The organism is Oceanobacillus polygoni, assembly GCF_008304605.1.
GTDB lineage: Bacteria > Bacillota > Bacilli > Bacillales > Amphibacillaceae > Oceanobacillus > Oceanobacillus polygoni.
In genome coordinates, this window is the sequence record NZ_PIJY01000030.1 from 48371 (window position 1) to 61852 (window position 13482).

Here is a 13482-nt window from a genome sequence, read left to right on the forward strand (position 1 = left end):
CGTCCTGTGGAGAAGTTCCCTTGTTCTCGATGTGTCATTTCCACCGGACTTTTTGAACAATACTTAATACAATTAATTAATTATATATAAAGGGAGATATAAATGAAACAAAAACCTCTCGCATTTCGAATGAGACCTGAATTAATCACAGATATTATCGGTCAAGAACATCTTGTCGGGGAAGGAAAAATAATAAATCGAATGGTACAAGCGAATCAATTAGCATCGATGATTCTTTTCGGTCCACCTGGAACCGGAAAGACTTCCATGGCATATGCCCTTGCTAAAAGTGTCGGTTTGCCAGTTAAGATGCTGAATGCAGTCGCTGATAAGAAAAAGGATATGGAAATTGTAGTCGAAGAAGCAAAGATGATGGGACAGGTCGTCTTAATATTGGATGAAGTACATCGCTTAGATAAAGCAAAGCAAGACTTCCTACTTCCACATCTAGAAAGCAATTTAGTTACATTAATTGGCTGTACAACAAGCAATCCATATCATTCCATTAACCCTGCAATTCGAAGTAGGTGTCATCTATTTGAACTGCACGGGCTAACACCAGAGAATGTCAAAACTGCGATTCGCCGTGCTTTAGTCAATGAGGAAAACGGCTATGGAAATCGTGATGTAGTTATTTCTGATCCAGCCATTGATCATATCGCTAATTCTGCCAATGGTGATTTAAGATCTGCCTTAAATGGACTTGAACTCGCAGTTTCTTCCACACCAGAAAACGTGGATAACCAAATCGTTATCGGGTTGGATACAGCTGAAGAATGTATGCAAAAGAAAAGCTTCTCACATGATAAAGACGGCGACGCACACTATGATGTGCTCTCAGCTTTTCAAAAATCGATTCGTGGTAGCGATGTTAATGCAGCTCTCCACTATTTAGGCAGATTAATTGAAGCAGGTGACTTAGATAGTATTGCCCGCCGAATGATTGTCATTGCCTATGAAGATATCGGTCTTGCAAATCCGCAGGCAGGCCCACGTGCAGTAGCAGCTGTTCAAGCAGCAGAAAGGCTTGGTTTCCCAGAGGCTAGAATACCATTAGCTGTAACAATTGTAGAGCTTGCGCTATCCCCTAAATCGAACACAGCATACAAAGCACTTGACGCAGCTTTATCCGATATTCGGAGCGGAAAAAGTGGTGATATCCCAGCACATCTAAAGGATTCACACTATTCAGGTGCAGCAAAGCTTGGCCGAGGGATTGACTATAAATATCCACATAACTATGACGGCGCCTGGGTTCAGCAACAATATTTACCGGATTCTATCAAAAATAAAAACTACTACCACCCAAAAGATAGTGGTAAATTCGAGCAAGCATTAAAACAAGTACATGACAAAATTCAGCGGGAGAATAAGAAATAACGTATAATTCCTTTTCTATGCGGTAACAATAGACTTAAAACATACAATCTATTGTTGTGCTACTATGAAAAAGGAGTTGAATATATTGGTTAAAGTTAGACAAGATGCTTGGTCACACGAGGACGATTTACTACTTGCAGAAACAGTGCTACGCCATATTAGAGAGGGCAGTACACAATTAAATGCATTCGATGAAGTTGGAGATCATCTAAATCGCACATCCGCAGCTTGCGGCTTCCGCTGGAATGCCGAAGTCAGATCAAAGTATGAGAGTGCTATTGACCTTGCAAAAAGACAACGAAAAGAGAAGAAAAGAGCAATGACTTCTACGATAAAGAAAACGAGAGTTCCTGCGATTTCCTTGTCGACAGTAAACGAAGTAGTAGAAACAAATCTCGATAATAACTCTCTAGTTGTTGCAGAAGAACCAAACTTAAACATCGATATGATCATTCAATATTTAAGAGAATTAAAAAAGGAATCGAATGCTTCAAATCAATCAAAAGCAGCATTAGAAACGATTGAAAAGGAAAACAACATCTTAAAATCAAAAGTGCAAGAACTAGAAAAACAACTTTCCTCTACGGAAGATCAACTCGTTTCGATTCAAGAAGATTACCAGACTTTCATTCAAATCATGGATCGGGCTCGTAAAATGACTGTACTTGATGATAAAGACAGTCGTTCAGCACCCGCTTTCCGTATGGACAAAAACGGTAATTTAGAGCAATTAGCTCAAGGATCAAATTAATTTTTGGTAAGCAAAAGGGACCTTTTGAGAGGTCCCTTTTGCTCTGTCCAGGATATTAACCATGGACGCTTGCGCTGTTATCTTTTATGTACTCGTTCAATCCCGATTGTGCCGTTCTATCTTGAGTTTTGATCCCGCTTTAGGCAGGTGGGTGCCCAGTTTTATAGGTATCAAGCTTCCTTGGATGTAAAATCAACAAGGCCTGCATTCACTATAAAAACACAATCAAGCTCCCAAGTATACAGTTGTTCGGTCAAAATACGTTGAATAGACGAACACATCAGGATTGAAGAGATGTTTGCTAATTTGTAAATTTATCTTAACATATCGAAAGACTTTTTTCAATATTTACAACTATTAAATTTTCACTTTTTAATTTAATTAACCGTGTTTCTCTCTGAAAGTTTAATAGCAAGTTCATCTAGCTGTGCGTGACTTACTTCGCTCGGTGCATTCGTCATTAAGTCAGATGCAGATGCAGTTTTCGGGAACAAAATCGTATCCCGAAGGTTAGATCTGCCAGCAAGTAGCATGATAATACGGTCTAGTCCAAGTGCAATCCCACCATGTGGTGGCGCTCCGTATTCCAGAGCTTCAAGCAAGAAACCAAATTGTTCCCCCGCTTCTTCTTCTGTAAATCCTAACACTTTAAACATATGATCTTGCTGTTCTTTCTGATAAATACGAATTGATCCTCCACCTAATTCGTAACCATTTAACACAAGGTCATAAGCATTTGCTCTTACATTAGCTGGATCGGTTTCTAATTTATCTAGATCTTCTTCGACTGGTGACGTAAATGGATGATGCGCCGCAAAATACCTACCCAATTCCTCATCGTACTCGAGTAACGGCCAATCTGTTACCCAGAGGAAATTGAATTTCGATTCATCGATAAGCTCAAGCTGCTTTCCTAGCTTCAAGCGTAAAGCTCCAAGACTGTCAAAGACTACAGATGTTTTATCTGCTACAAATAAGAGCAAATCTCCATCTGTTGCTGTTGCTTTTTCCAAAAGACCAGCCTTTTCATCGTCCGTGATGAATTTAGCGATTGGTCCTTTTAATTCGTCTCCTTCTACCTTCACCCAAGCAAGACCTTTAGCACCATACACTTTTACAAAGTCCGTTAATTTATCAATATCCTTACGAGAGAAGTTAGCAGCTTCGCCTTTTACATTTAAGAGTGCAACCTTCCCGCCTGATTCGATTGCTCCTTGGAAGACTTTGAAAGTTGACCCCGCTAATACATCTGAAACATGAATTAATTCAAGTCCAAATCGTGTGTCCGGTTTATCGGAGCCAAAGCGATCCATCGCTTCATCATACGGCATTCGTTGTAAAGGAAGTTCCATATCGATACCTTTTACCTCTTTTACGACCTGTTGCATCATTCTTTCCGTCATTTCCATAATTTCATCACTCGTTAAGAAAGAAGTTTCAATATCAATCTGCGTAAATTCTGGCTGCCTATCAGCACGTAAATCCTCATCGCGGAAGCATCTAGCAATTTGGTAATACTTTTCAAATCCACTCATCATAATGAGCTGCTTAAATAATTGTGGTGATTGTGGTAATGCATAAAATTCACCTGGATGCACGCGACTAGGGACAAGATAATCTCGCGCTCCTTCTGGTGTACTTTTTGTCAATATTGGTGTTTCCATTTCTAGAAACTCATTATCATTCAAGAAGTTACGAATGATTTGTGTTGTTTGGTGACGTAACTTGAATGTTTCCTGTAATGCATTTCTTCTAAGGTCTAGGTAACGATATTTCAGCCTGATATCCTCCGAAACATCCGTTTCGTCTTGAATTGCAAATGGTGGTGTTTTCGATTTGTTCAAAATAGTAACGGATGCTGCGAAAACCTCAATTGTTCCTGTCTTCATATTCGGGTTAACTGTTGATTCATCACGTTTAACGACTGTTCCTTGAACCTCTACCACGTACTCCGAACGAATCCGTTCCGCAATTTCTAATGCTTCTTGTGATTTATCAGGATTAAATACCACCTGGACAACACCTGATTTATCACGTAAATCAATAAATATTAAACCACCTAAATCGCGCCTTTTCTGTACCCATCCTTTTAGGAGTACTTCCTCATTAATCATTGCTTCTGTTAATTTTCCTGTATAGATTCGTTCACTCATGCTCTATTTCCCTCCTAAAAGCCTTTCACTTAATTCCTCAATTAAACGATTTAACGGTAGTTCCATTTGTTCCCCTGTTTCCATTTCTTTCAGGTTAACCACTTGCTTTTCTATTTCTTCCTCACCAAGAACTAAAACATATTTCGCCTGGTAACGGTCAGCGGCTTTAAATTGTGCTTTCATTTTACGACCTTGATAATCTCTATCCACTTGGATTCCATTCGTTCTTAGCTCATGTACAAGTCGTGTTGCTTCTTTTTCAACTTCTGAAGATCCCGTTGCAACGACAAAGCAATCTAGACTGTTATCAATTGGAATCGCAACATTTTCTGCTTCAAGTGCCATGAGTAGACGTTCAAAGCCCATACCAAAGCCTATTCCAGGTGTTTCTGGACCACCAAGATCCTCAATTAAACCATTGTAGCGTCCGCCACCAGCAAGCGTTGTAATAGCACCAAAGCCATCCGCTTCACTCATGATTTCAAATGCAGTATGGTTATAATAGTCGAGACCTCGAACAAGATTTGGATCAACAACAAAATCGATATTCATTAATGTTAAATATGCTTGCACCTGTTCAAAATAGGTTTTCGATGCTTCATTTAAATAATCAAGAATCGATGGTGCTGTTTTCATTGTTGGGTGATCTCGATCTTTTTTACAATCTAACACACGAAGCGGATTTTGCGATAATCGTTTTTGGCAATCCGAACAAAGCTCTTCTTTATACGGTTCGAAGTGATTAACAAGCGCTTGTCTGTGATTATCTCTGCTTTCTTTATCTCCAAGTGAGTTAATCACTAGTTTTAATGACGTTAATCCCAACTCTTTATAGACCGTCATCGCAAGGTCGATTACTTCTGCATCAACTGCTGGATCAGCACTACCAAGCACCTCTACACCAAATTGATTCAATTGACGCATCCGCCCTTTTTGGGGACGCTCGTAACGGAACATTTGTGCAAAATAGTATAATTTAACGGGTTGATTCGGATCACCGAATAACTTATTCTCAACAAAAGCCCTTGACACAGATGCAGTACCCTCTGGACGTAATGTCAGACTTCTCCCACCCCGATCTTCAAAGGTGTACATTTCCTTCTGAACGATATCTGTTGAATCTCCTACTCCACGTTGAAACACTTCCGTATGTTCAAATATAGGGGTGCGGATTTCTTTATAATGGAATCGATCACACACGTTTTTAATTTTATTTTCTGCATATTGCCATTTAGCTGCATCCTTTGGTAAGATATCCACTGTACCTCTTGGTGCTTTCATACTCATCTCAAAACCCCCTGTTTCCTTAATAATTGTAATGGTATTAAAAAAATCCCGTCCCTTATATAAAATAAGGGACGGGATTTAACCCGCGTTGCCACCCTAGTTGATGCTAAATAAATAGCACCCGCTCTTCACAGTTAACGCCTGCAAAACGTTCATACCTACTCTATTTCGATACAAAACCTCAGGAGCGTCTTTCATCAAGTCATCTGGGAAAATGCTTACAGCCAATGACATTTTCTCTCTATTCCAATGGTACTTGATTACTTTTTCCTTCAACGGTATTTATTGATTTATATAATGGAATGTCTATTATATTAAGCGGAACAGAATCGATTGTCAAGCACGATTCAGCTTTTTCTTTAATAATTTGACATCCTCGATGGAGATACCTAATTCACTGGCAATTTCCAAATTCGTCCCTCTTCCTTCTAACTCTGTAAATCGATGCAAATCTGCTGATAAAATATCCTTCTGATTACCAATGTTCCACTGTTTTTCATTCATTCGCACGACGAACTCCTCCTTTAAAGATGAGTATGGTATTCAATCTATCTCTAGCTTTGCCTTTAAAGTAGATTTTTATTATACTTGGTAAATGAAATATATTATTTAAGGTTAGGGAGGAACATCGTGCATTCAAGAAAAATTATATTATTCCTACTTATAGCTGTATTTTCCTTGCTATCGGAACCATATACCGTTCGTGCTGCTGAAGTTACCATAAATGCTTCCAATTTAAATGTCCGGAGTGGACCTGGTACTGATTATGAAAGCATTGGGAGAGTGGATACTGGTCAAACGTTTTCTGTCATCGAACAAGAAGACGATTGGGTAGAAATAAAACTAGAGAATGAAACCGGCTGGATTAAGTTGGAATTCGTGACGCTTTCAGAATCTCAATCTAATGAAACAGAGGAAGAAGAAAGTGAAGTAGATTCTGATATGGACAGCATTGTCATTCAACAAGATAATACACAGCTTCGTGATGGTCCTTCCACAGATTATGCCATTGTTCATTTTGCAGAAAAAGATACTGAAATGGAAGTTATTGCTTCTACAAATAATTGGTATGAAGTTGCAAATGACGAGATTACTGGCTTTGTATTGAAACGTCTCGTGGAACCAAAAAAGAATACATCAAACAGCAATGTCTGGAAAGATAAAACAATCGTTATCGATGCTGGTCATGGCGGACGTGATGTAGGGGCGATTGGTGCATCAGAAACGTATGAAAAAGATATTGCTTATTTAACAGCGCATGAGCTCGAGCAAGAACTCTTAGCACTTGGAGCGAATGTACTTCTCACTAGGGAGGAAGATGAATTCATTTCACTTGCTAGTAGGATTACCTACTCTAACATTGTCGATACAGATGCATTTCTAAGTATCCACTATAACAGCATCCCTGAATTTCCAGATGTATCTGGTATTGAAACCTATTATTATGCGGATTATGCTGAAAAGCTAGCAGAAAACATCCAACAGGGGATTATTGAAGAAACAGGAGATCGAGACAGAGGCGCACATGAAGGTGATTTATTTGTTATTCGACACAATCTCAAACCTTCCGTGTTGCTGGAGCTTGGCTTTATATCAAATCCTGAAAAAGAGGCTCAGCTGCAAACACAAGTTTATCAACAGCAGCTAGTACACGGAATTTTACAAGGTCTAGCTAAAAACTTTGTAGAATAACAAATACTCACTTTTATCCCAAAAAATAAGGGATGGCTGATGGCCTCCCTTATTTTTATACTTTATTTATCTTTGCTATCAATAATTAATGTAACAGGTCCTACATTTGTTAATTGTACATCCATCATTGCGCCAAACTCACCAGTTTCTACAGGGATTCCTTGCTCTTTAATCGAAGCATTAAAGGACTTGTACAGTTCGTTTGCAATTTCTGGCTTCGCAGCTTGTATAAAGCTTGGCCGCCTTCCTTTTCTTGTTTCTCCATACAGGGTGAACTGGGAAATCGATAAAATACTACCCCCGATATCTTTTAATGATAAGTTCATTTTTTTATTTTCATCTTCAAAGACGCGCAAATGAACAATTTTATTTACAAGATACTGAACATCATCAATGGTATCATCATGTGTGACCCCAAGTAGTACGACAAACCCATCTGCAATTTCACCTATAATTTCATCGTTTACTGTTACACTGGCATCTTTTGCTCGTTGTATTACTGCCTTCATTATCAAAAGCTCCTTTAATCCAACCAATCAAAATAATCTATTGAACGGTCCGTGTTACTGTATATACATCTCTAATTTGCTTAATTCGCTCAACGACCTTACGTAAATGTCCTGTGTTATGAATCAGTATCGTGATTTGTATGACGACGATTCTATTTCGGTCAGACTTGCCATTTACATGTGTCATATTTGTCTTCATCTCGTTAACAACCTGAAGAACCTCGTTAAGTAGGCCCCTCCGATCATATCCAGTAATTTGAATATCTACATGGTATTGTTTACGATCGGAGTTCCCTTCTTCCCATTCTACATGCAAATAGCGTTCCTTTGCTTCCTCGGTCTGTACATTAGGGCAATCTGAGCGGTGTACAGACACCCCTCTTCCCTTCGTAATATACCCAAGGATATCATCACCAGGAACCGGGTTACAGCATTTCGCGAGTCGAACAAGTAGATTATCGATTCCTTCTACCTTTACACCAGAATCCCTTTTATGCGATCGCTGTGGTTTCGTTTCCGTTTTGACTTCTTCTAAAGTTGCTTCTAAATCGCGTTCTTTTTGCTTCGTCTGTCTTATTTTTTCTGTCAGCCTTGTAGCGATTAATGCAGCTGTAATACCTTGGTAACCAACTGCTGCATACATATCTTCTTCGCCTGTGAAATTGAATTTATCAAACACGCGTTGCATATTATCGGGTACAAGCACTTCCTTCGGTTCAATATTCAATGCCCGAATTTCTTTTTCGACAGCTTCCTTCCCTTTAATCACATTCTCTTCTCGACGCTGTTTCTTAAAAAACTGTTTAATTTTGCTTTTTGCTTGTGAGGTTTGTGTCATCTTGAGCCAGTCTTGAGAAGGTCCGTAGGAATGCTTCGATGTCATTACCTCGACAATATCGCCATTTTGCAACTTGTAATCGAGTGGTTCCATTTTCCCGTTGATTTTAGCACCAATGGTTTTATTTCCAATTTCGGTGTGGATTTTATAAGCAAAATCAAGTGGAATGGAACCTGAAGGAAGTTCGATCACTTCCCCTTTTGGTGTAAAGACATATACCATATCGGAAAATAAATCAATCTTTAAAGATTCAATAAATTCTTCTGCATCATGTGTATCATTTTGCCAATCAAGAATTTCTCTGAACCACGTTAATTTTTCCTCAAAGGATTTCTTCCCACTCTTCACTTGCTTTCCTTCTTTATACGCCCAATGAGCAGCAATTCCGTACTCTGCGATTTCATGCATCTCTTTTGTACGAATTTGTACCTCGAGTGGATCACCCTTCGGCCCAATCACAGTTGTATGAAGCGATTGGTATAAGTTTTGCTTTGGCATTGCAATATAGTCTTTAAATCTGCCAGGCATTGGTTTCCAATTTGTATGAATTATACCTAGAACCGCATAACAATCCTTTATGCTTTCTACTATAATCCGAACGGCTAATAAATCATATATTTCGTTGAATTGCTTATTTTGCTTGACCATTTTTTGATAAATGCTATATAGATGTTTTGGACGACCAGACATCTCCGCTTCAATATTGACATCATTCAATTCGACAGCTAATTCCTGAATTACTTCTTTAATATATGATTCCCGTTCTTCACGTTTTTGCTTCATTAATTGAACAATACGGTAATATTGCTGTGGATTTAGGTAGCGTAAAGCCGTATCTTCCAATTCCCATTTAATTGTTGAAATTCCTAGACGATGAGCTAACGGTGCAAAAATTTCCAACGTTTCATTAGAAATTCGACGTTGCTTTTCTGGAGGAAGGTGCTTTAATGTCCGCATATTATGCAGTCTGTCCGCAAGTTTGATCAAAATTACGCGAATATCCTTCGCCATTGCCACAAACATTTTTCGATGATTTTCAGCTTGTTGGACTTCCTTCGACTCGTATTTAATTTTTCCGAGTTTCGTGACACCATCTACTAACAGGGCTATCTCAACATTGAATGCTTGCTCTAAATCAGCAAGTGTCACTTCCGTATCCTCGACAACATCATGTAAAAAACCACCAGCGATTGTTTCCGCATCCATTTCAAGTTGAGTAAGGATACCCGCTACCTGAACCGGGTGGATAATATATGGCTCGCCAGATTTTCGAAATTGATCATGGTGGGCCTCGTTCGCAAAGTCATAAGCGCGTTGAATTAACGCCACATCCTCAGTAGCTAGATACTTTGTTGCCATATTGATAATGTCATTAATTGTTACATTTTCGTCTTTTGCCATGAAATCACCTTTACTAGCCGTCTGCATTATTTAATAATTGATATTCTTCAACAATAGTAGCACATCATTACGTAAAGTGAAACTTCGTTCAATGGGAGTTTACAGCCCGTTAATGCGTGAGAAAGCGCATTAACCCCTGCTAAATATTTTTAATTATATGCTTTTCCGTAAAATGTGTCCATTGTGAAATCTCTATAATAAGAGGTCTGACGATAAAATAGACGTCAGACCTTATAAAAAATTTTAATATGTCATTAGCGTTAATACATCATAGTCTTTCAGCTTTTCTTTACCATCTAAGTAGCTGAGTTCGACTAAGAAAGCACAACCTACAACAATACCACCGAGCTCTTCTACTAATTTGATCGTAGCTTCGATAGTACCACCTGTTGCAAGCAAATCATCCGTAATCAAAACACGTTGACCTGGCTTGATTGCATCTTTATGAATCGTTAATACATTCGTTCCATATTCGAGACCATAGTCCACTTTAATCACTTCACGTGGCAGCTTTCCTTCCTTTCGAACAGGAGCAAAGCCTATTTCAAGTGCATAGGAAACAGGACAGCCTACAATAAAACCTCTTGCTTCTGGACCGACTACAATGTCGATTTCTTTTTCTTTTGCATACGTAACGATTTCATCTACTGCTGCTTTATATGCTTTTCCATCTGCCATTAATGGTGTAATATCTTTAAATTTAATTCCTTCTTTAGGCCAATCTTCAACGATTTTTATATGTTGCTTATAATCCATTTACTACTTCCTCCTCGGGGGTATCCAAGTAATCCATACAGCCTTCAAACCACGTTTTCAATTCTTCATAATTCGAATAATATAGCTGTTTTTCAATATCTGCTTTGTTAAGACGTTCTTGATATAGTTTCGAGTCCGTTAAATCCTTCTTCATCGGATTTGTCTCCACCTCAATAACTCCATCTTCTATTTTAACAAATCCCAGTTCAAAAAACACGCTTGAAATAAAGATAATTCTATCCTTACTCCAGCCCTTATGATTCATGATGGTCTGAAGCTCTGTTTTTAAATCAAGCACCCTTCGTTTCCTAACGAGCGCATAGAACCAAATAAACTCTTCCCTGGATGGGAAAGCCGACAAATATGCACTATCTTCAATATGATAACATGCGTATATATTAACTGGCTTTGTTTGGTTAATAATAGCTTTTAGCTGATTAAGATTAGTTGGTAATTCATATATATAAAGTGTTTGCTTATTATCTAAAGTTTGAACATCTGTATCATACGTAATTTGTTCAACATCCGGGTGAACGCTCTGATTCGATGTAGCGACTACTAATGCATCACTCGTATCTATGTGAACGTTACGATTCTTTTTTCCTCTAAAGTCAAATAACTGCCATTCATCAATTTTCATATCCTGGATAAGAAACTGCGCTTTACGATTCCCGTTCCACTCGTTTATTCCAAGTTCTCCAGCTAATGATAATGCTGTATTCGGAGAAATGTGTTCATACAATTCACCCATGCCAAAACCTATACTATCTAGCGTCTGACTATCTTGTTTGAATAGAAGTTTCAGATGGTTTTTTGCACTGCCAATTTTCCTAGCATCAGCTGGTATTTCGTTCAATTCAAAAATTGGTTTTGGGTTTTTCATGCCAAACGGTGCGAGTCTGGCAATTTCTTGAACGAGTTCTTCATTGATTGTCTCCACTGTTAGCTTTGCACTAATTTCAATTTCCTGTTTAAAATCTGCTTCTGTTAGCTCTTCACGAATAAACGTATCTAATTTTTCTTGTACAAGTTGCAGATTTTCGAGCGGAAATGTCATTCCTGCTGCCTGTGAGTGGCCACCAAAATGTGTAAAGAGCTCTCGAATTCGCATTCCATTTTGGAAAAAATCAAATGCTGGTATACTTCTCGCCGAGCCTTTTACAGTGTTTGACTCATGCTTAACTGTTAGAACAATTGCTGGTCGATCATATTTTCGAACTAATTTTGACGCAACAATTCCAAGCACGCCTTCATTCCATCCTTCTTTAGCAACAATAATCACATCATGCGTTGCAGAGGATTCCACGATTTGCTGTGCTTCTTGAAAAATGTCATTCACAATTTTTTTGCGTTGATTATTTATGACATCAATTTCTTCTGCCATTTCTTGTGCAACTTCATCGTCATCTGTCAATAACAATTGAACTGCTAAATCAGCATTTTCTAAGCGCCCCACAGCATTAATCCGTGGACCAATCATAAAACCAACATCTTCCTCCGTTACATTGCCTTCAATTTTACAAACCCGTTTAAGAGCTTTAATTCCAGGATTCTGTGATATCGTTAATGCATGTAATCCATAAAATGCGAGTACTCTATTTTCATCCACAAGTGGAACGAGGTCGGCTATTGTTCCAATTGCTGCAAACTCTAACAAGTGCTTCGGAAAGTAGCCGAGCAAGCTTTGTGCAAATTTAAATGCTACACCGACACCTGCAAGCTCTTGGAATGGGTAAGCTTCTGAGCATTTTGGATGAATGATAGCAAAGCATTCCGGTAATTCTTCTTGTGGCTCATGATGATCCGTAATGATTAAGTCAATTCCTAATTCACTTGCCACTTGCGCTTCATGAACAGATGCGATTCCTGTATCTACTGTAATAATCAATGCAAATCCATTTTTAGCTGCTGCTCGAAAAGCTGCTTCGTTTGGACCATATCCTTCTGTAAAACGGTTCGGTATATAGAAGTCACAATCAGCTCCAAGCTCTTCCAATGCTTTCATTAATACTGTAGTTGAACTAACACCATCCGCATCATAATCTCCATAGATTAAGATTTTTTCATCGTCATCTATCGCTTTATGTACACGTGCTGCTGCTCTTTCAATCGAATCGATTTTAACTGGGCTGTGTAAATTTTTAATATCAGGTGATAAAAATTGTCTTGCTTCTTCAATATTCGTTATTCCTCTTTGTTGCAGCAACTGTTTGACAATTGGGGATAATTCAATTGAATCATCTTCCCAATTCACTGCTGCTTCGTGTAGTGATGTATATTTCCAATTTGCTTTACTTTGTAACATGATTTCACCCCTGACTAATCTATTATACTAGAGACAGGCAGGGGTAGCAATTAGAATTATTTTGTTTTCGAGTAGGCGTCATTTGTTTTCGATGAACTACTTCTTATTTTACGCTCAACGGATAGACCATTTTCCTCTAATTTTGTAATCAATTTCGTGTTTTCAACCTTTAATCGCTTAGCCTCCCGCTGTAATCGATAAATACGTATTGCACCAACAGAAGCTGTTATAATCCCACCCATTAAGACAGAAAATAAAATTACAAGTATTAATGGGGACTCTTGTGTCCAGAATAAATAGTTCACCTCAACAGAATCGACATTTGTAACAGCAAATACGGCTACAATAATAACGAAAATAATCGATAATATAACATAGGTTTGTCCTTTTGTCATCGTTCTCTCTCCCTT

General features: G+C 38.4%; 11 protein-coding genes, 1 other RNA gene and 1 other annotated feature. Of the genes, 3 read left to right on the plus strand and 9 right to left on the minus strand.

All coding sequences use genetic code 11. The features are described from left to right. The first annotated feature begins 102 nt into the window (after positions 1-102). A complete protein-coding gene (locus F1560_RS14995) occupies positions 103-1380 on the plus strand; it encodes a replication-associated recombination protein A (RefSeq protein ID WP_149475463.1) in 1278 nt (425 codons plus the stop codon). A gap of 85 nt (positions 1381-1465) precedes the next feature. Further along, complete coding sequence (locus F1560_RS15000; protein WP_149475464.1) at positions 1466-2131, plus strand: RsfA family transcriptional regulator; 666 nt, start codon at positions 1466-1468, stop codon at positions 2129-2131. 95 nt (positions 2132-2226) lie between these two features. Here the strand turns inward: F1560_RS15000 and ssrS are convergent. From ssrS to F1560_RS22185, 4 genes are all read right to left on the minus strand, one after another. Continuing rightward, a non-coding RNA gene (gene ssrS, locus F1560_RS15005) (6S RNA) lies at positions 2227-2421 on the minus strand. A gap of 87 nt (positions 2422-2508) precedes the next feature. Then, entirely contained in the window at positions 2509-4284 is a 1776-nt protein-coding gene (gene aspS, locus F1560_RS15010; RefSeq protein ID WP_149475465.1) for an aspartate--tRNA ligase, read from the minus strand. 3 nt (positions 4285-4287) lie between these two features. Further along, entirely contained in the window at positions 4288-5571 is a 1284-nt protein-coding gene (gene hisS / locus F1560_RS15015) for a histidine--tRNA ligase (protein WP_149475466.1), read from the minus strand. A gap of 64 nt (positions 5572-5635) precedes the next feature. Continuing rightward, positions 5636-5856, minus strand: a binding site (T-box leader). A gap of 51 nt (positions 5857-5907) precedes the next feature. Beyond that, positions 5908-6081 (minus strand): hypothetical protein, encoded by a 174-nt coding sequence (locus tag F1560_RS22185; RefSeq protein WP_187773743.1) that lies wholly within the window; start codon positions 6079-6081, stop codon positions 5908-5910. A gap of 120 nt (positions 6082-6201) precedes the next feature. On the opposite strand from F1560_RS22185, the gene F1560_RS15020 reads away from it, so the two are divergent. Next, the gene (locus F1560_RS15020) at positions 6202-7263 is read left to right on the plus strand and encodes an N-acetylmuramoyl-L-alanine amidase family protein (RefSeq protein ID WP_149475467.1); all 1062 of its coding nucleotides are present in this window, start codon (positions 6202-6204) and stop codon (positions 7261-7263) included. Positions 7264-7325: 62 nt separating this feature from the next. Here the strand turns inward: F1560_RS15020 and dtd are convergent, their stop codons facing one another. From dtd to F1560_RS15045, 5 genes are all read right to left on the minus strand, one after another. Beyond that, positions 7326-7772: a D-aminoacyl-tRNA deacylase gene (gene dtd, locus F1560_RS15025; protein WP_149475468.1), complete on the minus strand. Its 447-nt coding sequence runs from the start codon at positions 7770-7772 to the stop codon at positions 7326-7328. Between the two features lie 37 nt (positions 7773-7809). Continuing rightward, positions 7810-10011, minus strand: a complete 2202-nt coding sequence (locus F1560_RS15030; RefSeq protein ID WP_149475469.1) for a RelA/SpoT family protein — start codon at positions 10009-10011, stop codon at positions 7810-7812. Between the two features lie 243 nt (positions 10012-10254). Further along, complete coding sequence (locus F1560_RS15035; protein WP_149475470.1) at positions 10255-10767, minus strand: adenine phosphoribosyltransferase; 513 nt, start codon at positions 10765-10767, stop codon at positions 10255-10257. Next, positions 10757-13072, minus strand: coding sequence for a single-stranded-DNA-specific exonuclease RecJ (recJ, locus tag F1560_RS15040; RefSeq protein WP_149475471.1), 2316 nt, complete (start codon positions 13070-13072; stop codon positions 10757-10759). Before recJ ends, F1560_RS15035 begins: the two co-directional genes overlap by 11 nt. 56 nt (positions 13073-13128) lie before the next feature. After that, the gene (locus F1560_RS15045; RefSeq protein ID WP_149475472.1) at positions 13129-13467 is read right to left on the minus strand and encodes a LapA family protein; all 339 of its coding nucleotides are present in this window, start codon (positions 13465-13467) and stop codon (positions 13129-13131) included. Between the last annotated feature and the right edge of the window lie 15 nt (positions 13468-13482).